18 protein-coding genes, 1 tRNA gene and 3 pseudogenes are annotated in these 24,303 nt (G+C 52.1%); 19 read left to right on the plus strand and 3 right to left on the minus strand.

From position 1 onward, the window contains the following. Positions 1 to 58 precede the first annotated feature (58 nt). From IPH59_09495 to IPH59_09535, 9 genes and pseudogenes are all read left to right on the plus strand, one after another. A complete protein-coding gene (locus IPH59_09495; protein MBK7091938.1) occupies positions 59 to 460 on the plus strand; it encodes a hypothetical protein in 402 nt (133 codons plus the stop codon). A gap of 324 nt (positions 461 to 784) precedes the next feature. Continuing rightward, positions 785 to 1,257: pseudogene (locus tag IPH59_09500) on the plus strand (2-C-methyl-D-erythritol 2,4-cyclodiphosphate synthase). Further along, entirely contained in the window at positions 1,257 to 1,889 is a 633-nt protein-coding gene (locus IPH59_09505) for a DedA family protein (protein ID MBK7091939.1), read from the plus strand. Before IPH59_09500 ends, IPH59_09505 begins: the two are co-directional and overlap by 1 nt. Positions 1,890 to 1,992: 103 nt before the next feature. After that, positions 1,993 to 2,872 (plus strand): annotated as a pseudogene (locus tag IPH59_09510) (D-alanine--D-alanine ligase). Between the two features lie 541 nt (positions 2,873 to 3,413). Further along, on the plus strand, positions 3,414 to 4,484 hold the full coding sequence (locus tag IPH59_09515; GenBank protein ID MBK7091940.1) for a M42 family metallopeptidase: 1,071 nt from the start codon (positions 3,414 to 3,416) through the stop codon (positions 4,482 to 4,484). A gap of 345 nt (positions 4,485 to 4,829) precedes the next feature. After that, on the plus strand, positions 4,830 to 6,233 hold the full coding sequence (locus tag IPH59_09520; GenBank protein ID MBK7091941.1) for a cysteine--tRNA ligase: 1,404 nt from the start codon (positions 4,830 to 4,832) through the stop codon (positions 6,231 to 6,233). A 259-nt stretch (positions 6,234 to 6,492) separates the two neighbouring features. Beyond that, positions 6,493 to 6,921: a hypothetical protein gene (locus IPH59_09525; GenBank protein MBK7091942.1), complete on the plus strand. Its 429-nt coding sequence runs from the start codon at positions 6,493 to 6,495 to the stop codon at positions 6,919 to 6,921. A gap of 228 nt (positions 6,922 to 7,149) precedes the next feature. Continuing rightward, complete coding sequence (locus IPH59_09530; protein MBK7091943.1) at positions 7,150 to 7,578, plus strand: hypothetical protein; 429 nt, start codon at positions 7,150 to 7,152, stop codon at positions 7,576 to 7,578. A 66-nt stretch (positions 7,579 to 7,644) separates the two neighbouring features. Next, a pseudogene (locus tag IPH59_09535) lies at positions 7,645 to 8,171 on the plus strand (DUF1572 family protein). Between the two features lie 136 nt (positions 8,172 to 8,307). Here the strand turns inward: IPH59_09535 and lepB are convergent. From lepB to IPH59_09550, 3 genes are all read right to left on the minus strand, one after another. Further along, a complete protein-coding gene (lepB, locus tag IPH59_09540; GenBank protein MBK7091944.1) occupies positions 8,308 to 8,799 on the minus strand; it encodes a signal peptidase I in 492 nt (163 codons plus the stop codon). Further along, a complete protein-coding gene (locus IPH59_09545) occupies positions 8,771 to 9,241 on the minus strand; it encodes a hypothetical protein (GenBank protein ID MBK7091945.1) in 471 nt (156 codons plus the stop codon). The genes lepB and IPH59_09545 overlap by 29 nt, the downstream gene beginning before the upstream one ends. A gap of 91 nt (positions 9,242 to 9,332) precedes the next feature. Continuing rightward, complete coding sequence (locus tag IPH59_09550) at positions 9,333 to 10,073, minus strand: dockerin type I repeat-containing protein (protein ID MBK7091946.1); 741 nt, start codon at positions 10,071 to 10,073, stop codon at positions 9,333 to 9,335. Positions 10,074 to 10,584: 511 nt separating this feature from the next. Here IPH59_09550 and IPH59_09555 point away from each other — a divergent pair. From IPH59_09555 to IPH59_09600, 10 genes are all read left to right on the plus strand, one after another. Further along, complete coding sequence (locus IPH59_09555; GenBank protein ID MBK7091947.1) at positions 10,585 to 11,562, plus strand: hypothetical protein; 978 nt, start codon at positions 10,585 to 10,587, stop codon at positions 11,560 to 11,562. Between the two features lie 317 nt (positions 11,563 to 11,879). After that, the gene (locus tag IPH59_09560) at positions 11,880 to 12,458 is read left to right on the plus strand and encodes a hypothetical protein (GenBank protein MBK7091948.1); all 579 of its coding nucleotides are present in this window, start codon (positions 11,880 to 11,882) and stop codon (positions 12,456 to 12,458) included. Position 12,459: 1 nt separating this feature from the next. Further along, positions 12,460 to 14,736: a hypothetical protein gene (locus IPH59_09565; GenBank protein MBK7091949.1), complete on the plus strand. Its 2,277-nt coding sequence runs from the start codon at positions 12,460 to 12,462 to the stop codon at positions 14,734 to 14,736. Positions 14,737 to 15,195: 459 nt separating this feature from the next. Further along, positions 15,196 to 15,268: transfer RNA gene (locus IPH59_09570), tRNA-Thr, on the plus strand. A gap of 129 nt (positions 15,269 to 15,397) precedes the next feature. Next, entirely contained in the window at positions 15,398 to 15,871 is a 474-nt protein-coding gene (locus tag IPH59_09575) for a GreA/GreB family elongation factor (protein MBK7091950.1), read from the plus strand. 306 nt (positions 15,872 to 16,177) lie between these two features. After that, complete coding sequence (locus IPH59_09580; protein MBK7091951.1) at positions 16,178 to 17,491, plus strand: hypothetical protein; 1,314 nt, start codon at positions 16,178 to 16,180, stop codon at positions 17,489 to 17,491. Positions 17,492 to 17,567: 76 nt separating this feature from the next. Next, positions 17,568 to 18,515 carry an ATP-binding cassette domain-containing protein gene (locus IPH59_09585; protein ID MBK7091952.1) on the plus strand — a complete coding sequence of 316 codons (948 nt, stop codon included), beginning with the start codon at positions 17,568 to 17,570 and terminating at the stop codon, positions 18,513 to 18,515. Further along, a complete protein-coding gene (locus IPH59_09590) occupies positions 18,512 to 19,711 on the plus strand; it encodes an ABC transporter permease (protein ID MBK7091953.1) in 1,200 nt (399 codons plus the stop codon). Before IPH59_09585 ends, IPH59_09590 begins: the two co-directional genes overlap by 4 nt. A 184-nt stretch (positions 19,712 to 19,895) precedes the next feature. Then, positions 19,896 to 21,920, plus strand: a complete 2,025-nt coding sequence (locus tag IPH59_09595) for a thrombospondin type 3 repeat-containing protein (GenBank protein MBK7091954.1) — start codon at positions 19,896 to 19,898, stop codon at positions 21,918 to 21,920. 115 nt (positions 21,921 to 22,035) lie between these two features. Then, on the plus strand, positions 22,036 to 24,237 hold the full coding sequence (locus IPH59_09600; protein ID MBK7091955.1) for a hypothetical protein: 2,202 nt from the start codon (positions 22,036 to 22,038) through the stop codon (positions 24,235 to 24,237). Positions 24,238 to 24,303 lie beyond the last annotated feature (66 nt).

The following is a 24,303-nucleotide window of genomic DNA, read 5'->3' on the forward strand; positions in this document are numbered from 1 at the left end:
ATAAAGAGGGGCTCGTAAGCGGCTGGAGAGCCATGCCATTTCGGTCCTTGCGATTGGATTGTTGATCTTTCTCATCTATCTGGCAGCGTATCGAGTCATTTTTTGTGATAACTCGTTTATTGGTGGTGTTCTCTTTGGACAGAATCTGTTCTGCCTTGCGAAAGAATGGAAATATGATGAGATAGAGAGAGTTCAATACGAACAAAGGGACATTCGCCAGGGTCGAATATCGCTTTGGTTAAGAGACGAAGTCGATCCAAAGTGCATCGACCTCGAGTATTTCGCGGAAGAAGATAAGATCTGGACGTATCTGTGCGGCAAGCTGGACAAAAGCGTATTTGACTCATCTGCTGAAGAACGATTGGGCGAAGTAAACGAGATTCGCCTGAAAGGGCAGGAGCCTCTTACATGGAAAAGGAGATTCTCCTGGCGACTCAAGAAGTATGGCAAGAGATCATAGGCGGTAGGGCAGGTCTCCTTATCGGAGGCGTTTGGAATTGGGGAGCATCTCAACGGAGACCTGCCAATTCAATCATCATCGTCAACCGGCAGGTCTCACAGCGAGTTGATTCGCCCATCACGAAGTTTCGGCAATGAGACCTGCCCTACAACTACCGGCTCAAGGAGAGATGTTCGACTGAAGTCGAACCCACAACAAGAAAGGTCTTCTTCCCTCTCCCTTTGGGAGAGGGCAGGTCAACGATCCCGATCCTATCGGGAGTGAGGGCTTCATTCCCCACAATTTCCATTCCCAACCGCATTGCAATTCCTTTAATTGCACCCCATGATTAGAATCGGTTGCGGTTATGATGTCCATCGCTTCGCCGAAGGGCGCGCTCTTCCTCGGCGGTGAACGAATCGAACATCCACTCGGCTTGCTCGGCCACTCGGATGCCGATGTATTGTTGCACGCGTTGTGCGATGCGCTTCTCGGCGCCGTCGCCAAGGGCGATATCGGAATTCATTTTCCGCCCGGCGAACCGCAATTCAAGGACATTTCATCCATGAAACTGCTACTGCGTGTGATGGAGATGCTGAACAACGACGGCTGGAATTTGGTCAACGCTGACATGACCATCGTTTGCGAGCGTCCCAAGATCGCGCCATACTCCGGAGCAAATTCGCGCCAATATCGCCGCCGCCGCCGGAGTGGCGCTTGATGCGATTTCGCTCAAGGCAACGACTTCCGAGAAGCTTGGATTCACCGGTCGCGAAGAGGGCATCGCGGCGATGGCTGTGGTGTTAGTGGAGAAATAGTGGAAGTCTTTTTCTCCAAAGCCGACGAAATCCTCAACATGGTCGCGGGTCACAGCGCCATCTGGATCTACATGTTCGTACTCGTCTCGATGATCATCGAAAATTTCTTTCCACCATTTCCCGGCGACACCTGCATTTTCATCTGCGGCGTTTATGCCGCCGGCGGCAACGCCTCGTGGACGACCATCTACATCCTGTCGATTGTCGGCACGCTGATCTCCGTGATGGGATTGTACTACGTTGGTCGCACTCAGGGCCGCGTGGTCTTGTCAAGCCACCGCGCGCGCTGGCTGGGCGTCAAACGCCTCGACCATGTCGAACAGTGGTTTGAAAAATATCACGACAAAGTCCTGCTCGCCTCGCGCTGGCTGACCGGTGTGCGGGCTTTGATCGCGCTATTGGCCGGTATCGGCCGTGTCCCGGCGTGGCGGATGTTGATCTACAGCACCATCTCGACCATCACCTGGAATTTTCTGGTACTCTTTCTTGCCAAGCGGCTCCGTCAGGACTGGGCGGTCATTGACCGAATACTTGCAACCTACAATCAGATCATCATCGCCGTAGTTTTGCTTGTGGTGGGGTTTATCATTTACAAGATTATTGTGCGCCGTAAACGAGGAGAAACGACTTGAAGATATTAGTTCTGGCCGGGGCGAGTCAAAAGAGCGCGAGGTTTCGCTCAATACCGGCAAAGCCATCGCCGCCGCACTCAAGACCATCGGCCATGATGTCGCAATGATCGACACCAAAGATGGCCACGACCTGTTGGGTGCGCCGACAACCGAGTCATTGCCAACCGGTGAAATTGCACCGCGCCAGAAATACGACCTATCGATTCCCGCCTCGATGCGTGACTGCGACTGCGTTTTCATAGCGCTCCACGGCGGCCTCGGAGAAAATGGCACACTGCAGGCGATGTTCGATCTCGCCAAAGTTCCGTACACCGGCTCTGGTGTGCTGGCTTCCGCATTGGCGATGGACAAACAACGAACCAAACTCATTCTTAGCGCCGTCGGTGTGCCTTCGCCGCGCACGGTCTGTTTTGGCGATGAGCACTCGATTTTCAAGTATCTCGGCAGTGGAGGCGCTGATGATCTCGAATACCCGATGGTGGTCAAACCGAATTGCGAAGGCTCGACGGTCGGATTGACCATCGCGCACAACTACGACCAATTGCTTGATGGCATCCGCCTCGCCGGAAAGTACGACCTGAATATTCTCGTCGAAGAATTCATCCCGGGCCGCGAATTGACTGTGGCAATCCTCGGCGAAGAGGCTCTGCCCGTCGTCGAAATCGTCCCCAAGTCCGGTTTCTACGACTATCACTCAAAATACACGTCCGGTGCTTCCGACTATTTCTGTCCTGCCGAAATCGATTCCGCCGTCGAAAAAGACGCCAAGGAATTCGCCTTAACCGCGTTTCAAGTGCTCGGCTGTGAAGGCTACGCGCGTCGATTTCCGCCTCAATCCCGACAACGAATTGTTCTGTCTCGAAGTCAACACGCTTCCCGGCATGACCGCGACCTCGCTTGTCCCCAAAGCCGCCAAAGCCGCCGGCATGTCGTTCGAGCAACTGCTCTCCAAGATCATCGAGTTGTCGCTAAAAAAATCGTAGAGTCGCGTGAATGCGCCCGAAGTGATTTTTCCTCTCCCACTGGCTGACCAGGTCCCGCCTTGCGGGAGAGAGGGTAGGGTGAGCGTGTGTAATTTGCTCAATAATCATCGACCTGTTTCTGAGTAAATCACGATCCGCCTATTTTGTTGATTCCCCTCTCTCGAGAGGGGTGTCCCGTGTCCGACAAAGGAGGACGCGGGACGGGGTGTGTCCGTTCCCGCAATGAATCAATCTTCTGACTGCGGATTACAAGGCACCCCTCGGTTGTGCGCTCTCGTTCCTCGACCGCAAAACCACTCCCCTTGATAGGGGAGAATTGAACGACTCGTTACATCAATTGACCTAGCATCTCTTCTCCAGAGCACGTTTAGTTATTCCCCCTTAGCAAAGGGGGTTAGGGGTTGTATTCTTCCTCACTTACTCGTCACTCTTCAGGCAACGAATCCCTTGAAAACCGTACTCAATATTATTATCGTTTGCTCTATCCCTGATGTTCAGGGAGCGCAAAAGAGGATAGTGATTTTAACCACGGAGGTAAACTGTGGACAGAACCGAATTGTTACTCGAAGAACTCACTAACGCCTACGGTCCTCCCGGACATGAAAGCGCTGTCGCCGAAATATTCAAGAAACACATCGGCAAACTGGGCAAAGTATCGTTCGACAAAATGGGCTCGATCATCGCCGAACGCAAAGGCACATCCGCCTCGCCGAAAATCATGGTCGTCGGCCATCTCGACGAAATTGGTTTCATGGTAACCGAGATCTCGGCCAACGGCTTCCTCAAATTTCTCCCGTTGGGCGGTTGGTGGGGTCATGTCGCGCTGGCACAACGCGTGATGGTGCTCGGCAAGAAGGGTCCCATTCTCGGCGTCGTCGGCTCAACACCTCCGCATCTTCTCGAACCGGAAGCCCGTAAGAAAGTCATCGAAATCACCGATATGTACATCGACGTCGGCGTGAAAGGGAAGTACGACGTCAAGAAGAAACTCGGCATCTCGGTCGGCGATGTCATTGTCCCCGACTCAAAATTTACGATCATGGCCGAAAAAGATATGTACATGGCGAAGGCCATCGACAACCGCTTCGGCTGTGCCGCCGCCATCGAAGTCATGTGGCGTCTCGAAAAAGTCAAGCACCCCAACACGCTCTATAGCGTCGGCTCGGTGCAAGAAGAAGTCGGCTGTCGTGGCGCCGGAACTTCGGCGTGGATGATCGATCCGGATCTGGCGATTGTGCTCGACACCGGTATTGCCCGCGACACGCCCGGATTTTCCGGCGATGCCAACGAAAAAGTCGGCAGCGGACCTTCGATCCTGGTGTTTGACGGTGGCATTATTCCGAATGTCAAGCTTCGTCACTTTGTACAGGCGACCGCCGACAAGCTGAAGATCAAATATCACCTGTCGTCAATGCGGGCGGCACCACCGATGGCACTCGCATCCACATGTCGCGTTGGCGTGCCGTCGATCGTGATCGGACCGGCCGTGCGTTACATTCACGGCCACAATGCCATTATGGCGCGCAGCGATTACGAGGCCTCGGTCAAGCTCGTCGTCGAACTGATGAAGAAACTCGACGAAAAAACCGTCAAGTCGTTCACGCAAGCGTGATTCAACTTTGCTTCCTCCCCCTCGCCGGCCGGTCCCGCCTTGCGGGAGAGAGGTTGGGGGTGAGGGCGCTTGCAGTTGAGGGAACGTCAGACCCCACTTGTGCGCGGCAGTCGTCCACGCCGCCGCGATCGAACCGAGGGCTCGTTAATCCCCCTAGCAAGGGGGAGAGGGGGGTGTAGATTCTTGTTCTGCGTTTCCGCAAACGCGGTGCCGCAGGTGTCCAGCATCACCGACGGATGTAAGCGCCTAACCTGGATTCCCGATTTCGCGGGAATGACAACATGCGCGGCAGTCGTCCACGCCTGCCGCGATCGAACCGTGAGGGCAATACTTTTTGGAGACCAAATGCCGCTGAAATTTTTCAACACGATGTCGCGCCAACTCGAAGAATTCAAACCGCTCAATCCCGGTGAGGTCCGTCTGTATACTTGCGGACCGACTGTCTACAACTTTGCCCACATCGGCAATTTCCGCACCTACATGTTCGAGGACTTGCTGCGGCGCTATCTCAAATATCGCGGCTACAAAGTCACGCAGGTGATGAACCTCACCGACATCGACGACAAGACCATCAAAGGCTCAATCGCCAAGGGTGTCAGCCTCGACGAGTACACTGCGGAATATATAAAGGCGTTTTTCGACGACATCGACGCACTGCGCATCGAGCGCGCTGAACACTATCCGGCGGCGACGACGCATATCCCCGAAATGGTCGCAATCGTCAAGTCACTGCTCGATAAAGGCGTCGCCTACCGCGCCGGCAGCGACATCTATTTCTCCATCGCCAAATTCAGCGAATACGGCAAACTGTCGCACATGGATTTGTCGCAGTTACAGGCAGGCGCCTCACAGCGCGTCGCCTCCGATGAATACGAGAAAGAGCAAGTCTCCGATTTCGCACTATGGAAGGGCTGGGACGAAAAAGACGGCGATGTGTTCTGGGAAACCGAAGTCGGCAAGGGCCGTCCCGGCTGGCATCTGGAGTGCTCCGCGATGTCGATGAAATATCTCGGCGAGTCGTTCGACATCCACACCGGCGGCGTCGACAACATGTTCCCGCACCACGAAAACGAAATCGCGCAGTCCGAGGCCACCACCGGCAAGAAATTCGTCAACTACTGGCTCCACAGCGCGCATCTCATCGTCGAGAGCAAGAAAATGTCGAAATCGCTCGGCAATTTCTTCACCGTCCGCGACGTGCTCGACAAGGGCTATGCGGCCGTCGCGATCGGCCCGTTGCTGTTATCCACACGTTACCGCGCATCGCTCAACTTCACGATGGACGGCCTCGAGGGCGCCAAAGCCGCGATTCAGCGCCTCCGCGACTTCTACGACAACCTCACCACCGGCATCAAGGACGTCCCCTCCGGCAAGGTCGACGAGTACATCGAGCGCGTTACAACCGGATTCAACGACGGCCTCGATGACGACCTCAACATCTCGCAGTCGCTTGCGGCGATCTTCGATTTCGTCCGCGACATCAATCGCCTGATCGCCGAGGGCGGCATCTCCTCAGATGACGCCGCCAAGGTCAAAGCCACGATGGACGGCTTCGATTCGGTGCTGGCAATTTTGCAGAAGGAAGAAGTCTCGCTCGATGCCGAAGTCGAGAAGCTGATTGCCGAAAGAATCGCCGCGCGCAAAGCCCGCGACTTCAAGAAATCCGACACCATCCGCGACCAGCTTCTGGCGATGGGCATCATCCTCGAAGACACCCCGCAGGGCACTGTCTGGAAGAAGAAGCTGTAGGGGCGCAGCACGCTGCGCCCAATCGCACCCTTGGCGCGAGAGTTCGTAGTTTAGTAGTTCACGACTTCTTGGGGCGTGACGCGATGACAGAGGAGGCGCGCGGGGCCAGAGCGGCTTGACCTACAAAACTCATTGAAGAAGAAGCTGTAGAGGAAAAAACCAGTAGGGGCGAGGTCTCCTCGCCTGCCATTCTCGCCAAAAGGCTGTTGATAAGTTGCCTGATATGTCGTTCTACGCTCATTGAAGAGGAGTATAGTCTATGAATGCACGCACGTTCCTCAAATCAACCGCATTACTAATTGCGCTTTTCGCAATACTCACTGGTTGTAAGAACTCCGCGCAACGCGACGGTGCGTCTTCAGACTCTACTTTGAGCGCGACTAAGGAATTACCAATCGAACATTCATATATCGAAGTGTTGGACGACGCTAACTTTGAAGTCGACTTTGGGCGAGCAATCGCAAATGGTGATGAAAGATTCGTTGGAGTAATGGGCTATGCACTTGAGATTCCAGGAGTGCCGCAGTTTTATGAAAAGTACTCGAAGACTCACTTCGTCAAAGTAATCAAAGGGACAACAGATGATTATGAAGAATCGTCAAGTATGTCACGCGCCGTTTTTTACTATGAGTATGCCAGAGGTTACAACAAGCTACTACTCAATCATCTGTTTGGATCAAATGAGTGAGTGTTTTTGTGTTAGCCTTAGTGGAGTAGGTCAGGAGCCCTGCGCTCCTGACACTTTTCCTGTAGGGGCGCGGTTCCCTCGCCCGGTGAATTATCGTAGTGACTAACTGTCGCAGATCCCGCTTGCAGGGCGTTCGCCCAGGCTCACGAAACTCTTTAGCGTCGTGGTCTGCGCGCCCGTTGTCTTCGAATCGATAACCCGGTGAGCATTCCAGTAAGGAGATAAGATATGCACAGAAGATACTCCGTTGCTGCAATTATCAGTGTCGTCTTACTTCTATCCGTACTGTCTGTTACGTCGTCTTGTTCGGATGACGAAGAAGTGGACCTTTTTGTCATAACCTTGGTTGATACCAGTCGAGTAGGCTCTATCAAAACGTGTTGGGACCAGAAGGATCACAATGGCAAGCAAGTTTCTGCAGGTCAATACAATGTCCGAATGACGGCGGAAGATTTTGTTTCTACAAAGACGTTGGTTATCGGAACGGATCCAAACATACCACTAACCGGCTCATGCGAAGAAGATACGACTAATAACGTCATGCCACTAGAATTTCAGCTTCTGGACTTCATGCAACAATTTCGAGTGGGTGATACCATTCGAGTGCAATATGCAGTACCAGTCAGAACTCAAGTACAGATACAAATTTTCAGATAGTAGGTCAGGAGCCCCGCGCTCCTGACATTGTTCCTCGCAGGTAACAAACACCAATAGGACCCAAATATGCTAACCTCCCTCACCGCCGAATTCACCCGCTACCGCCTCATCGGCGAGAAGGCGCTCAACCAGATATCCGAAGCAGACATGAACCGCGTGCCCGGCGCGACAGCAGGGTACAACTCGATTGCGATGATCGTCAGACATCTCGGCGGCAATCTGCTTTCACGCTTCACCGACTTCCTGACCACCGACGGCGAAAAACCGTGGCGCGATCGCGATGCCGAATTTGAGGAGCACCACTACAGTCAGCAGGAGGTTCTCGAATGGTGGAACAAGGGCAGGAACGTACTGCAAGCCGAGCTCGCGAAACTCACTGATGCCGACCTGAGCCGGACTGTAACATCAGAGGCGTCCCGCTAACGGTGAGTGAAGCGCTCACGCGTTCGGTCGCGCATGTGGCATATCATGTCGGACAGATCGTAATGCTTGCCCGCATCGCCAGTGGCGAGCAGTGGCAATGGATCAGTATTCCTCGCGGTGAGTCGAAGGCCTACAATTTGAATCCCACGAAAGAGAAGAAACCGGAATAACTCGTAGGTCCGAACCCCTGTGGTTCGGACGCAGTCAAATCGTCTTCGTAGGGTGGGTCTCCTTGCCGAGCGAATCTCAATCTCAGGAACTTACTCTCCCGGAGACCCGCCAGCTACTCTACCCGCAGCTCGAATCCTACTTCAGCGGCACCCCGATTCGGCCTAACTTGAAATTGAACCAAACTCGCACCGCTTTGCCTATGATCAATCTCCTGTCAACTGGCCCAAAGTAGCGCGAGTCGTACGAATCGTCGCGGTTATCGCCGAGCATGAAGTAGCTTCCTGCGGGAACTTGGTAAGGACCAAAGTCGTCGCGCCGCGGATCAACATCCGGGTCTCTGTGCAATCCTGTCGGCGGCAGGAGTACTTCTTGACCATTAACAAACAACTTCTTGCCAGCCAACTGTACAACATCTCCGCCGATAGCAACACATCGCTTGATGTATTTTGTCGTTTTATCGCTGGGCGAGAAGAAGACGACCAAATCGCCGCGCTGAGGATCACTGTCATCATACGCCGACTCGTCGCAGATGACTTTATCACCAATCACTATTGTATCTGCCATGCTCACTGACGGGACATTGTAAGTTTCGAAATTGTCAAAGATTGATGCGATCAGGAGACCCATTAACGCACCACCAACTGCTATGACTGGATAGAAGAGGAAACTCGTGATACGCTTCGGCTTCGTCCAAAGTGTGATAGGTCTTCGCCACCTTTACTGCGGAAAAGATTGAGAAGATGAAGTAAGCGAGACCGGCCAACAACGGTACAACCATATTGAAAGGGGGAGCATCCCAATAGAAACTCAGGAGCAAGCTCGCAAATGCGAGCACGGGACTGATCCCGATCAGCGTAACCCCGATTTTGATGTTACCTGAATAGAAATGACCTAACCCCGGCGAAAGCACAGCGAGCAGTGCCGCTATCCAAGGTTTCGGATGAGGACTGGGATTTCCGCGCTGATTTAGTTTGCTGGTTATGCCGCACTGCGGACATTTGAATTCTGTCGTCAATTCTTCGTGAGCGTCTAGTGTGGTAGTCTTTCCACAGGAGCATTTATAGTCCATACCTTTTCCTTAGTTGGTAGTACAGTTCCGTAGCTTTGTAGGTCAGGAGCCCTGCGCTCCTGACACTTCCACCATTATCGCCGCACTACCCTCACCGCCAAAACTCGCACCCGGGACTGGGCTGTGGTCCGCCGGAGAATAAGTAGTTCAGCAGATAAACCACGTCGCTGATATTTGTGACGCAGTCACCATTGGCGTCACCGCACGGCAGGGGATCGGCGAACGATTCGAAAATGTACCTGATTCCATACACGCAGTCTGAAATGTTGGTTATGCCGTCGCCGTTGAAATCACCCGGGTCCGCAATGATGTTCACGCTGGGGATGTGCCGGCCCCACCACATACAGGCCAAAGGTGGCAGGCAGAAGAATTGCACATTTGCTCCGTTAGTCATAAAGCGGCCGGACGAGTTTACTGTGAAATACATGTCTGCAAGATGATAGTGTCCGGAGTCGAAGTAAGCAGAATCATCAAGTAAGTCTATCTCGGCGTCGATTCTTCCAAGCGAATTGTCGATTGTGAATGCGTATTCTATCGTATACGAAGATGACACTTGCAGCCCCCGGATTGAATCGCAGACAATTGTTCCGATATCTCCCCAGTATCGATGCAAAGCAACCCCTCTGGTCGGAAGGGAATAAGGATATTCCGGCTGGTGCCACCACAGTTCAGCTTTGATCTTGCCGGCCATGGACCCGCCGGGATACCAGATCTTGACGTTCTTAACCAATATGGAATCATCCGAAGGATTGTTTACTTGGGCCTGAGCAGGACCGCAAATCAGTGCTGCGACCATCAAGGCGATTGTGGCGACTAAGTAGTAGTTCTTCATTTGCACCCCACGTGTTATATGTGTTGATACCTAAACGATAACCGCGACCCATAGCGTTGTCAAGGGCAAAGTGGATATCAAATGCAGTGTTCCAAATCTCCGGCTGATTCATCCACGCAACGTTGCTAAACAGTCATCAATGATTTCAATTTGCGCACAAAATCGCACTCCTGTTTATTCTCATTCTCGCACCGGTTCTGCACGATTAGCTCGGTTTGGCAACGCCGAGGGATAAAACCATCAACAATGTTATCACACATTGCCAATTTGCACGGACCTCTGCCCAAACCTGCCGTCAAGAACCCCAATCAAAGCAATTGCCAATCTCTCAGAATACACTTATACTAATCCTCTAATACCGACTACATCATAGACGATCATGTTTGCAGACGTTCTCACACGGCAGGTTAGCGGACGGGCAACAATGGGAAGAGACAAGTGCGACAAGGAACAGAAGACGAACGGGTCTTGATCCCTGTTTCTTCGGCAGCCCGATGATCTGAAAGCCTTCATGCCGTTTTTTCACATGTGCCAAAGGTTCGTGGTCGGAAGCTTAGGATATCTCGAGCGGCGTGGATATCGACTTCCCGTTGGTCCGCACAATTCCTTCGCTAACAAATCCGATTTGGCGATTGACATACTCGGTACTTTCCTGCGGGTCGAGAAAGGCGTGAAGTTTGGCGTGATTTTCAGTTATCTCGCAAAGGAAGGCATCTCGGACTTTGCACAGGCAAATCCGACATTCGTGATGTCGAAATTCCGGGGACTGCTTCTCGGTTACGTCAGGCAAGAACTCTATCGCATTAATAAACAGGAATATCCTGAAGCTGCAGGCTTGAAGACGCAACTTAATAAGATACTATCGAGCGATAAGTACACATCCATTTCATTCAACGGCTGTGCCAACTTGATTTGCTTGGCCGAGGTCCGGGATGTCAAAATGGTCGACAAATCAATCATCCCGCAGGACAAGCTGGAGTTCATTGCTGAAGAAGCTTATGTCACAACGCGCTCAATCGAAGAGTGGTGTGCGAAAATATTCGCGCTACTTGCTTTGCGAGAAGAGTATCTCCCGGGGATTCCTCGCCATCAGCTTCTCGCGGCAGCCGTTAAGATTTCGGGAACTCATCTCGAAATCGACGCGATACCGCCTTCGTCGTTACCCGGTCCAGAGCAGCTCTTGCTCTCGTGGGAGCTGTTGAAACTGCGCGAGGAGGTTGTCGAGTTCATCTGCGTCGAGGTCATCACTCGCTTCGTCAAGCAGGGGAGGATCTCCCATGAGACGGGTCTATGCTTTGGAGGTGCTGTCGCGCTGTATCTGGCCGACAAGTCCAATGGAAATCAGGTCGATTTGTTGCCCGCTTATTTTCGAGAATCGATGCCCGAATCCGAGCATAAGCACTATCTAAAACGCTACAAGTACGTTTTTGAAACAATCCTGAGCCATGCCGACGAAGAATTTGGTGATCGAATCAGGAAAAAGTTTTGATAAATCGGCGATTGAAACACTACTCTCGATAAGAGGAGGGTCAAAGGACTCATTATGCACCCATTACGCGAAGAACTAAACCGGTTCGTCGAAGGGCTGGAAACCGCCCACTCGACTATTGCTCATATTCGCGAGTGCGAGTTCTGCAAAACCTATTGTGAACGTTACAAGCTGTTGCTCTCCGAAATCGATTCCGCCGGGGTTATCGACCGGAAGACATCTCGGAGATTGCCTCAAGTATATTTGCCGGCAAATCGTTACCCAATATTATTTACCTCTCGCCATTCCATCGCAACACCTTGCCCGGTCAGCGCATTTTGGCAGCAGACGGCGAACGCGCGAACGAACCCGTACTGCAAAACCTCGCAACCTGGTACTCGCAGGAGCAGGACATCGTTGTTCGAGTCATGCGCGATACCGAACGTGCTGTTGACTACTTGCAGGTGATTGCTCAGGACGAATCGCAGATGTCGCATGTTCTAATAGAATCAGCGAATGCACAATTGACCTATGTGACCGATAAGCAGGGCAAGGTCGAGTTCGGATTGCGACAGGTCGAGGACCTTGCGTCGATTAGATGGCAAATCAGACTCCCAGAGGCAGTCTTCCAACTCGACTCGTTATCGTACAATCCCGAGCGCGTCAAGAGCGAAACTGACACCATTCTCGAATCGCCCGGCGGCGACAAGGTCAGCATCAAGCTGCAGGAGAAGTCGGAAGGGAAGGAGATCATCGTGCGCGTCCTTGCTCTCGACGGCAATGCGCAGTACCAGCACGCCCGAGTAGCCATCACATCCAAGAGCGGGACCGAAGTAAGACACGTGACACCGAATGATACCTTGAAATTCGCACTCGTCGACGCTAACACCGAAATCGGAATACGGATTTACCAATAAAATGGCGTTCTCACCGGTGGAATTCGCGGAAGCTTTTGAACGTTTACGCACTCTCGTCTTAGCAAACGACGCAGGCGACAGCGCACTATTGCAACTTCTTGACTTCTGGCCGCGACTCGCACCGCTAAACAACAATCCCGCATACTCCAGTTATGTTGCTGAGTATCGCGCCCTACTTGAAAGCGCACTAAGCGATGTCACCATCAGCGATTTGTCGCTGGATGAATTGGCCAAGCTTGACGCTCTGTGTGTCGAAGTCGCCGCCAGACAGACATCGATTCAATCCATAAGAATGCAAATCGCCAGGCAGAACTTCTATGTCGGCAAACTTGACGCCGGCCTCGCCGCATGCGCCAAGATTACACAAGAAAACGTCGCATTTGAGAAGAGCGAATCATCAGTCAGCGGATTAAGCGAATTCGAGACGTTTCATGTATTCGTCGCCGCCTTTGATGAAACATCTCCAGCAACCAAGAAACTTCTTCAAGATATTCTCGACCAGTGGCAGGCTGAGCGCGAGTACGTCTCTATTGATCGAGTCTATTGCCTGTTCGTACAGAACAATGGCACAAGCGAAAGATCGCGCGGAAAACTCCGAGTCCTGAGCGGTTCAGTTGAAGAGCGCGGACGAAGCGCCCAAAACGATGAAATCACGTTCGATAACCAGCTTCGTGCCGCCGATGACCCAATCGTCGGTGTCGCATATCAGGGACTGGCGGCGACCCGTCGGTATCTCAAATCGAAAGGCTACTCCCGGCTCGGAACGTCCTACTATCACGCACGATTTGCTGTGGCGGACAAACGCGCGACCTATACCGGCGATTCGCTTGGTGTCGCGGCGGCGCTCTTGGCTTATGCCCAGTTGTTGCATACCGAGGCCTTGCGTCATGATCACTTATTGCCCGGCGAAATTGCTTGTACCGGTGGCATCGATCAAGACGGCAACGTCATCTCCGTCAATGATGCAACGATCCACGCCAAAGTCGAACGCGCCTTTTTCTCCCACGTCAAGTATCTCGTCCTTCCATCAGAGAATGTCGCTACCGCAAGACAACATCTTGATGCGCTAACCTCCCAGTTTCCAGCGCGTCAGCTATTGCTACTCCCGATAAGCTCGCTCAGTGCGGCAATAAACGACCACAATGTCGTCCGCCCGGAAAGAGTCTGCATCGGCGAATTCGTCGCCAAACAGGCGGTCAAGTACTCGCGCATGGCCAAAGTGCAGGTTCCGATGTTGATGGTGCTGGCTTACTTGTTAGTCTGTGTGATCTATCCAAAGGCGTGGCCATGGTTTGATTGGAATCCAGAGCACGTGATAACTCACGGGACGGTAATCGAAGCCGTCAATAGACGCGGCCAACATGTGTGGAGCTACGACTTGCGATTGCCCGCAACGGACGATTCAACATACTGGAAGTTTGGGAATCTCGATGACGATTCTCTGAGCGAACTCGTCTATATGCCGCTCATTAGCTCCGACCATCCCCTAAACGGTTGGATGCTTGTGTTTGATGACAATGGCGACACTCTGTTTACCCGCGATTGCAGTGTAAGACGCGAATTCCCGACCGACACGCTGCCACCAGGAGTTCCGGAGCACTACGAAGGCTCTATTCCGCACATTCAAAAGTATATTGGTTCCACGATTATCGTCTCCGTCGTAAATGCGATTAATCCGGCCCGATGTTACGTGCGGTTCTGGGATCGAAAAGGAAACCCGATGGGCTGGCACATCAATCCCGGGACTGGCGATCTGAAGTTGTACGAAGATATTGACAAGGATGGAAAAGAAGAAGCGCTGTTCTATAGTTTTCACAATCGACTTAGTTGTGTCTGCATGTACGCGCTTGATCCTGCTTCATCAGTTGGAGTGTCTCCGCCATTGCGAGATAGTGACAATAGATTCCATCCTGTGATTCCAAGCAATGCAAAGCACTTCATTCTCTTCAAACCATCGATAGTCAATCAAAAAGATGGCAGGAATGACTATCAAGGCGGTCTTCTGATATGGCGAGATGGCCCGGATCGTTACAAAATTCAGACCGACGAGGGCGATGAAATGGGACCACGCTGTATCGACTATTACTTTGATGGCCAAATGAATCTGATCGATGTAAGTCTCAGCGACCGTTATTCGCGAGCATTTGAGCAGTTGAAGCAAGAAGGCCAAATACCCCAGATCACTCAACAACAACAGTGCGACACTCTCAAGACCTACATTACCCAGTACCGCGATGGCAAACCTCGTACCATTGCCGGAAATCCTCTCGAACCATAACCTGCCGAGTTTCACAAGAAATTTTCTACAAACCTCTCCAATGATACCTACTTGTCTAGGTGGCTAATGTCACCCCGACTTTGAAGTGTCGATGCGTGATTCTAAACTGACAGTTTTCATGGCTGATATGTCATCGAAGTCGAAATCGCGGCACCGCGGCTTCGAGGCAACCAAGAAGATGATGTTGCTGAAATAGTAGAATGCTCAAAAGAGGGGAGCGGGAAGAGTGCAGGTCCGGCAAAAGCTGGGCCTGCCTTCGCCCTGTTGGTCGAACATCCAGCTTGTGCACCGAGCGTTTCGTCCCCAAAATTTACAAAAATCGTATTGTCCCAAAGCCCGAAAGTCTGTATGATATCCTGCTCGAAACCTGTCAGGATGGCAACAAACGGATTCTCTTGAGTAGTCGTTGCGCCCCAGGTTTCTTGACACGTAATTGAAGCGTTCGCGCTCAAATTCTAAGCCGGTGTAGCTCAGTTGGTAGAGCAGCTGATTTGTAATCAGCTGGTCGGGGGTTCGAGTCCCTTCACCGGCTTTTGTTAATTTCCCGAATCCCTTGAAAATCTCGGTCGGGAATTTCGACGCAAACACTAACCAATCCTGCCTCGTGTCCATAAAATATTGGCAGTTGTCGGCCTGAACAGAAACCAGAGGATCAAGCACGATGGAAGTTCCTATTCTTCGAAGCACTCACAAGATACTTACAGAAAAAATCGGCGACCTTAAGAAGGATATCGACGGGAACTCGAAAGACATTGGCGAGGCCGCGGCATTAGGTGATCTCAAAGAAAACTCCGCCTACCACGCAGCCAAGGAACGCCAAGTGCTTCTGCTTGAAAAAATGCAGCGCTTTAAGAGCTATCTCAAGGGGCGAGTCATCGATGCCAGCACCACCAAACCGGAGAAGGTACTCTTCGGCACACAGGCGACAGTGGTCGACGTCAAGAGCAAAGTAGTCCACATCTTCAACCTCGTCGGTCCGGTCGAATACGAACTCGATCTGATGCCGGACATGGTTACCTTCGCCGCTCCGGTCGCGAAGCTTCTGATGGGAAAAAAGGTCGGCGAAGTCGTCGAATTCAAATTCGGCTCAAATCATTGGAGCGGAGAAATCACCGAAATCAAAGGCATCGAATAGTCGCATTCGAATTCATTTCCTTAGCCTCGGCTGCATCCCCAAGAAGGCCTGAGCCTATTGAATGTCTTTCAAAAACGGTGTCCGCTAGTAGATCTCTCGCGTTAACATTCGGATTGCATTCTTCATGTCATCGCTTATAATAGTGTTATAGCGCTGTCACCGCCGTTGGACTGCGGCGGTGCCTGATGCTTTCGAGCCCTTAGAACTCCTGACTGCCTGACACCACTGTGCTTACATCGTAAATCATGAGAAATCGTATCGCTCGTTTCATCGCAGCGCTTATCGGAAAGTCCAGAAGGCAGGATCATGGACTGGGCAAGTACTCGCGCTTGGCCGTTGCGTCGACTAACCACACTTATTATTCTACTAATGACATTCTTTGTCTCTCGACTCCTTGGTTCCGACGCTTCGACAGCGCCGGATTCAAATCATGCGCGCAAAGGGATAGTATACGTCGTCCTTGCTGTGGATACCGAGCCTTTCCACGTGAGTGGAATCGGTAAAGAAGTAGAACTGGACCTCTCGAACTTTCTGCCAGATACTTCCAAAATTATCGCTCGCGTAATGTCTCCCGAATGGCGCGCCAACTTCACTGACAGTTTTGGCGGACATCCGAAATTCACTTGGTTTGTGGTAACCAGCGAACTGATTTGCCATGCGGCTGGTTGCCTCGCAGTATTTGATGCAATGCAGAATTTCAGCAATGACGTGAAGCAATTCGGTGACGAGATCGGTTGGCACTATCACCACACCGATTGGCACGAGTGTGTTTCAGCGGGCAAATCTGACTCGTCGTGGATCCAACTCGTGTCGTTCGACGGCACGACATATGCCGACGGCGCTGATGTTGAACTATGTGAGAATGTAATGAATCAGTTAATCGCGGATCGCGGTTTTTTTCCTGTAAGCTTTCGCGCCGGCTGGGTCTGGGAGAACAATGAGTTCTCCCGCTGGCTCGAAAATGTCATTCCGTTTGATCTATCCAGCAGTCCTCCTTTGAAGACCCTTTCCAACGACTCTACCCGCTGCCGTGCCAACGAAAGTGACTGGTCCCGGGCGCCGATTGCTTTAGTTCCTTATCATCCGGATATGGCCGATTACCAGAGTAGGGGTGAGATGAAACGACTTGTCTCGCGTTCCTTGCTCAAGAATCTCACAACAAACGAACTTAGAATGCTCTCTGCTTTCGCCGATTCGGGCTCCGACGCAATCTTGTCTATCCCAATACACTCGTACTCCAATTTGCGGTTTGCTTTTGGTCAGAAACTCGAAACAGTCATTGCGCAGCTAAGTCGCAACGGCACCAGTTTCAAGTTCGCGACTTGTGCTGAGGCATTTCAGCCATTCGTGGGAAGCGTTCCCTCTAAGCAATTGAAACTGGAACTTCATCAGAAAGACGGGACAATAGTCATTAAAGCCAATACCGAGACTTTTTCGACTCAGCTCTATGTTGTCGTACGCAATTCTTCGGGAATGCTCAAGAGAGCGATTCCACGCAAGACGGGAGAGAGGACTTGGGCTCTTGATTTGGCAGGTCTGGATGCCATGGAGATTTACGTTGCCGGTTCGACACTGGCGGGCGAATCCGTGGTTCAAAGTATAGTCGTTACTCCTCGATAAATTGTGACGATTCGGATTACTGCCGTACGATTTTCGTAACCACATCTCTGCTCCTGCGTATATATTCCCCGTGCGCATGAATAACGACGTCCTCATCGTTCAGTCCATCGCCAAACAGTTCTCAAGTCAAAAAGCTGTTGATGATCTCTCCTTTGCTGTCAAAGCAGGAGAGATATTCGCATTGCTCGGCCCCAACGGCGCCGGCAAAACCACCACTATCCGCATGCTGCTCGGCATTATGAAACCCGACTCCGGAAACATTACCTTTGAATTGCGGCAGGGAACGTCAGAATCTCTTTCATCCGCGAAACTCGGTTACCTTCCCGAAGACCGTGGCCTCTATCGCGACATCCCAATCCTCAAAACCTTGACCTATATGGGAGTTCTGCGAGGATTGTCGCGAAAGGATGCAACCGCACGGGCAAAGCTTTGGCTCGACCGCGTCGGTCTCGGCGAGCGCGCTAATGACAAGTTGGAAACACTTTCGAAAGGCAATCAGCAGAAAGTGCAATTCATCTCGGCCGTTCTTCATACTCCCGACTTCGCCGTCCTCGATGAACCCTTCTCCGGTCTCGATCCAATCAATCAGGAAGCATTCATCGACATAATCCGCGAACTGCGACAGCAGGGCATGACGATACTGCTCTGTGCCCACCAGATGGACCTGGTCGAGCGTTTGGCAGATCGCGTTTTACTAATGAATGCCGGCCGCAGGGTCCTCTATGGCACACTTGCACAAATTCGCGAGGAAGCACAAGCCGCCGGAAAGATCATCCTCGCTCTTGATCCTGCTGCAAAAATCACCGCACTGGAGTCGTTGGAAATTGTCCAGCGCGTCGAACGCCGTGGGGCAGGGGAGTATGCGTTCTTCCTGCGCAATAGCGAACATCTGCGTTCCTTCCTTCGCGAAGCCGCCGCGCACACGGAAATCCTCGGCGTCAACACCGAACGCACCAGCCTGCACGACATCTTCGTCCAGGCTGTTCGCGCAGGCGGTGACAGCATTCCGGAGGAATCGCAATGAGCAATTTCCGCACGGTACTTGAAATCAGCCGCTGGGAATTCATGCGCTGGTTCAAACTCAAAGGCATGATCATAACCTTCTTACTGTTTGTCGCGTTTGGATTCATCATCTCCGGCACTCGCTACTTTCTCGAGAAGAAGAACACTTCAGAAGTCAATCTCGTCCTGATCAATCCGGAAATTCTGCCACAGCTCAACTTCAGCAATTCACGAATCGTCATGACTCCCATTTCGCCGCAGCAAACCGAGTCCGATCTTCGTGAACAAGTCGGAACCGGCGAGATCGACGGCCTGCTAATCCTCCGTAGTATTGACGATGCGGATCTCGTTGTTCCCAAGAGCCCGCGCTGGGAATCGGAACTGCAGGATATCCTCAATGCCGAACGCCGTCGACTCAAGCTCGAAGCCATGGACGTCACAGCAGATCAACTCACCGACGCCATGAAACCAATGAACATCCAGATCGCTTTTCACGAACTCAGCCGCGGTCCGTCCTCGCTCGCAGAGAAAATCGCTGCCGGCGTTTTGATCATGTTGATGCTGATGGGGATATTCAACAGTCTTGCCTGCCAGATGGTGGCGATTACCGGCGAAAAGCAACTCCGCGTTACCGAGCAGATCATTTCTGCCGTCACACCCCAGCAGTGGATCGATGGCAAAATTCTCGGCGTTTCCGCTTATGCCGCCGCCGGCACCGCGATAACCGTATTCAGCGCACTCCCGTTCTTCCTCGTTATGAGCCTGACCGGTTCCGGTTTGCCGATCCCGATCGAATTCTCAAATCCGCTCAATATCATCGTATTGATCGTCATCACGCTGGGCGGATTCCTTTTCTGGAATACCTTCCTCGCCGCCTTCGCCGCCACCATTAATGATCCCAATACTTCCTCTCGTGCGGCAGTCCTGTTCTTGCCGTTGCTGCCTTCTATCGCCGCAGCGCTCATAGCATTCCAATCACCAGAGTCCTTGTTGACAAGGGTGTTAGGGCAGTTGCCCATCACCTCGCCGGCGGTATTACCGGTTCGAATCGTGCTCACCGAAGTACCCTTCTGGGAAACTGCGCTTTCGATCTTAATTCTCGTCGCCTCGACTTGGCTGATGCGAAAGCTCGCCGGTCGGATATTCAGAATCGGTATGCTCATGTATGGTAAAGAACCTACCGTTAAAGAAATGCTCCGCTGGATGAAAGAGGCTTAGCCGTTTCCAATCTTGCTTACTTTTTTGCTCCGCAACATATTTGTCAATTGACAGAACGCGTTTTAACGTTTAAACTTCAATTGTCCAATTAACTCAAGGTCTAGTGTACACATTCGTCGGCGTCAAAGTGATTGCCCGTCATGGCGCATTTGCTTGGGTATTTGCGTGCGGCTAAAATGGCACTATGAAACGTATCAACAAGGAGTTGCGCATGCGGGTCGCAGGGTGGTCTTTGGTTGGGGGGCTCGTTGCAATCCACGTCTTAATCTTCAGTTCACTTGGTGTCGCAGATACGACTGCTCGACGGCAAGTCTCAAAATCCGATGGCCGTATTATCGAGGTCAGCGCCAAGCCAGTTACTTTTACACCCACCGAGCAAGAACTGAGTTACTCCGAGTTTGCCGAACTGCTCCGCGAGTCTAACCGCGACGCCAACCTAATAGCCCAGCAATGGCGACACCCTTCAACAGCCTCCAACGGCAGCGGTGTTATGGCGCGAATGTACGAATACTACAACGGTACATTCGACTCCAGCTATACCTACATCAACGGATCCCTGAACTATGGCACCTCGTGGACGAGTTGCTGTTTCCTCGATCTATTTGGCATTTCCTATCCTTCGATAGATAATTTCAATAGCGGTACCCGCATGATCGGTACCTTTGTTCCTCCGACTTCCTTCCAAAACGGCGGCGCATTTATGTTGGCCGACGTTCCCGATCCCAACAATCCTGCCGGCTGGACTGTGACCTTCTTCAGCATTGCCGGTCTCGGATGGAAAGAAATGATCATGGCCGATGTCGCGGCTGCGCCATATCCGGCGCAAGCCTGGAACTGGGGCTTTGAATCGGCAATCATGAGCCGGGGCGGCGTTGATTCGCTCCGAAATGTGCCCACATTGTTTGGCCGCCAGAACAATCTACCCTTTGGCAGTTACTATGCCCAGTTCCCCAACTGCAAAACGACGGCCGTTGCCATCGATACCATGAACAACCAGACATACACTGTTTACGATTACCTCGACACAACCGACAACCAGTACAAGTTCTTCTTCCGTCAAGATTTTCAGTACAACTGGTCGCTCTCTACCGACGCCGCTCTTTACGAAATGACCAATAATGACGAACACCTCCGCTATCCTGATATGTCAGTCGACAGCGGCAAGATCATCGTCGTCACCGCGCTTTATGACGACGCCGACACCGCCAATGTCGATATTGTCTGCTTACGCGGAAATCTCGGCGATGTCGACAATATCGCGATACTAAGTGTCGTTGCCGGTGGACCCGATGCCGAGAACTTCCCGGTCATCACCGGCATCGTCGGCGATACCGTTGGTTGTGTCTACGTCAAGAACAACAAGCTCTTTGCTGCCTGGTCCTTTGATGCCGGAACCAATTGGCTTGCCCCATACCAGATCAGCACGCTGGGAGATTCAATCGTCGCCGAGTATCGCACAACTCATTTCAACGTCGGAATTCGCGGTAAAATCTACGCCCAGCGCTACACCGGCAATCCCGCGATGCCTATCGTTCTCGCCGAGTATGACCTTGGTCTGCCTGATGTCGATGCCGATGGCGTTATCGACCTGGTAGATAATTGCCCCTTTGGACCGAATCCGCTGCAAGAAGATACCGACAGCGATGGCGTCGGGGATGTCTGCGATTTTTGCCCGCTTGATCCGCTCAATGATGCCGATGGCGACGGCGCCTGCGGCAATGTCGATAACTGCGCCGGATTCTACAATCCCTTCCAGGAAGACCTCGATGGCGACCAGCGCGGCGATTCCTGCGACAACTGCCCGACTGTCGTGAATGTCAACCAGGCTGATACCGACAACGACGGCATCGGCGATGCTTGTGATACTTGCACCGACACCGATGGCGACGGCTTCGGCAATCCCGGATATCCAGCCAACACCTGCACCGTTGACAATTGTCCTTACACTGCCAATCCGCTCCAGGAAGATGGCGACAACAACGGAGTAGGGGATGCCTGCGGAGCCTGTGGAGACATGGACGGCAACGGCGTCATCAGCATCTCCGACGCAGTTTTCCTAATCAGCTACATCTTCTCCGGCGGCCTGCCTCCAGTGCCGCTGTCCGCAGCCGATGTCGACTGCAGCAGCGTGGTGTCCGTGTCTGATGTGGTCTATATAATTGCCTATATCTTCTCAGGCGGAGCCGCTCCTTGTGCGGCTTGCCCTTAACCCAGCGGCAGGAACTCACCTATTAGGGCGATTCTCGATTGACGAATCGCCCTTTTGGGCGTATTTTAAACTGATAGTCTGTCGATAAATACTCCAACAGGAAAATGCGCACAATATGAAGAAGCTACTTGCAGTCGCGACCATCGTCGCCGTGTTTTTGTGCAGTTCGTTATCCGCTTACGACTGGAACAACCTCAGCGAAAAAGATATCGCCGAAATCAAGGAGATGCGCCACGCTTTCTACAAGATTCACTCCGACGGTATCCAGGAAGCGATTATTGAGAACCTCCCTAATGGCGAAAAGGTCGACGGCAATCAGAACGATTTCGATATGCGCTACTACGGTCTGCACCTCGATCTGGATTTCACCAACTTCTCTATCGATGCCTCAGTCGACTATCAAATCAAATCGCTAATCGCCGGGCTCAACCGCGTCGATCTCAATTTACGCAATGAGCTTACCGTTGATTCGGTCAAGGTCGGAGCCGCATCTTCAACCTTCAGTCACACCGCGCACTTGCTTTCGATCAATCTACCTGTGCCCATCTCCCTGAATCAAGAATTCGAAATGACTGTCTACTATCACGGCGTCCCGTACTACGACGGCTCCGCCGGTTTGACGTTTACCTCCGAATTCTCGACCCAGCTGTGCTGGACCAAGGCGACGCCGTTTCGCTCACGCCACTGGTGGCCTTGCAAAGATTTTCCCGAAGACAAAGTCGACTCACTCGACCTGTACATCGAGTGTCCCTCAACGTATGACATTGCAACCAACGGCATGCTGGTTACCTCCACCAACCTTGGCGGTGGACGCAAACTCGAGCATTTCCGCCACCGTTATCCGATTTGCACCTATCTGGTAGCATTTTGTTGCGCCACCTATACCAAGGACATTCAGACCTGGGTCTACGACAATGACTCGATTCCATACTACAGCTATTCGCTTCCCGGCAACACCGTTGCAATGAACGCCTTCAAGACATTTGGCCCGCAGTCACTGACCATTCTCAGCGATCGTTATGGGGTCTATCCATATATGAATGAAAAAATGGGCTGCGCCGATTTCGGTTGGTCCGGTGCAATGGAGCATCAGACATTTACAATGTATTCATCCGACTTCCACACCGATTGGGTTATCGCCCATGAGTCGGGTCATCAATGGTGGGGTGATATGATTACCTGCCGCACGTTCCATCATATCTGGATCAATGAAGGCTTCGCAACTTATTCCGAACCGCTCTTCTTTGAAGCCACTGCCGGTGTCAACGCCTATCACAGTTACCTGCAGACTATGAAGTTCATGGGACCCGGTTCAATATATGTCGAAAACCTTAACCAGACCGAAATCTACAATTCAAATCTCTCCTATGACAAAGCCGGTTGGGTGTTGCACATGCTTCGAGGCGTCTATGGCGATTCGGCGTTCTTCCAAGGTGTTCGCGCTTTCGCCAACTCCGAGTTCCGCTACGGCACCGCGACAACACAAGATTTCGTTGATGTTTTCAGCGCCTCAGTAGGGGAGGACATTTCCTGGTTCACCAATGAGTGGATTTTCGGCGAAGGTCATCCTGACTACGAATACTCCTGGCAGTGCCGCCCCGATGGACTGGGAGACTACATCGTTGATTTGTTTATCGAACAGATTCAGTCGACTCCAACGATATTCAAAATGCCGATTAAGACTCGAATTGCGACCACAGCCGGCATAATCGATACGGTCATCGAAAACTTCGGCGATTTCCAAGCTTACTCGCTTCCGTTCTCAGACTCCGTTACTGCCATCGTGCTTGATCCGCTACAATGGATTCTGCGCACAACGACGCTTGTACCATTCGGCGTTCACGTAATTTCAACTTCGCTGCCGCAGGGATACTCCGGCACAGCGTATTCGACCACACTTGAGTCTGTTGGTGGAATTCAGCCTTACCATTGGCAATTCCTCGGTGGCGACTTGCCGTTTGGACTGACATTCGATACTGCAACCGCAACAATCAGCGGTGTACCGACATTTCCGGCTCAATACTTCTTTTCAATCGTCTGCAAGGACTCTGATTCTCCGCAGAAATCAGACACTGCGGGACTGACAATTCTCATTTCCGAACCGCAGGGAGTCTGCGGTGATGCCGACGCCAGCGGCACAGTGACAATTTCCGATGCGGTCTATCTGATCAACTACATTTTCTCCGGCGGACCTGCGCCGGATCCGCTTTTGATTGCCGATTCCGATTGCAGCGGCGGAGTGACAATATCCGATGCAGTATACCTGATTAGTTACATCTTCTCAGGCGGAGCACCGCCTTGTGATGCGTGTCCTTGACCATTAACAGGAGCAATTTCCCTTGCTTTTTCGCGGTTTGGACCATATTCTATTGGTGAGCAATCA

The organism is bacterium, from assembly GCA_016708315.1.
GTDB lineage: Bacteria > Zixibacteria > MSB-5A5 > CAIYYT01 > CAIYYT01 > JADJGC01.

Coding starts and splice junctions, on each gene's coding strand:
- IPH59_09520 (MBK7091941.1), top strand. CDS start 4,830: ATGCCGCTGAAATTTTTCAACACGATGTCGCGCCAACTCGAAGAATTC.
- IPH59_09525 (MBK7091942.1), top strand. CDS start 6,493: ATGAATGCACGCACGTTCCTCAAATCAACCGCATTACTAATTGCGCTT.
- IPH59_09530 (MBK7091943.1), top strand. CDS start 7,150: ATGCACAGAAGATACTCCGTTGCTGCAATTATCAGTGTCGTCTTACTT.
- lepB (MBK7091944.1), bottom strand. CDS start 8,799: ATGGGTCTCCTGATCGCATCAATCTTTGACAATTTCGAAACTTACAAT.
- IPH59_09545 (MBK7091945.1), bottom strand. CDS start 9,241: ATGGACTATAAATGCTCCTGTGGAAAGACTACCACACTAGACGCTCAC.
- IPH59_09550 (MBK7091946.1), bottom strand. CDS start 10,073: ATGAAGAACTACTACTTAGTCGCCACAATCGCCTTGATGGTCGCAGCA.
- IPH59_09555 (MBK7091947.1), top strand. CDS start 10,585: ATGCCGTTTTTTCACATGTGCCAAAGGTTCGTGGTCGGAAGCTTAGGA.
- IPH59_09565 (MBK7091949.1), top strand. CDS start 12,460: ATGGCGTTCTCACCGGTGGAATTCGCGGAAGCTTTTGAACGTTTACGC.
- IPH59_09575 (MBK7091950.1), top strand. CDS start 15,398: ATGGAAGTTCCTATTCTTCGAAGCACTCACAAGATACTTACAGAAAAA.
- IPH59_09580 (MBK7091951.1), top strand. CDS start 16,178: ATGGACTGGGCAAGTACTCGCGCTTGGCCGTTGCGTCGACTAACCACA.
- IPH59_09585 (MBK7091952.1), top strand. CDS start 17,568: ATGAATAACGACGTCCTCATCGTTCAGTCCATCGCCAAACAGTTCTCA.
- IPH59_09590 (MBK7091953.1), top strand. CDS start 18,512: ATGAGCAATTTCCGCACGGTACTTGAAATCAGCCGCTGGGAATTCATG.
- IPH59_09595 (MBK7091954.1), top strand. CDS start 19,896: ATGAAACGTATCAACAAGGAGTTGCGCATGCGGGTCGCAGGGTGGTCT.
- IPH59_09600 (MBK7091955.1), top strand. CDS start 22,036: ATGAAGAAGCTACTTGCAGTCGCGACCATCGTCGCCGTGTTTTTGTGC.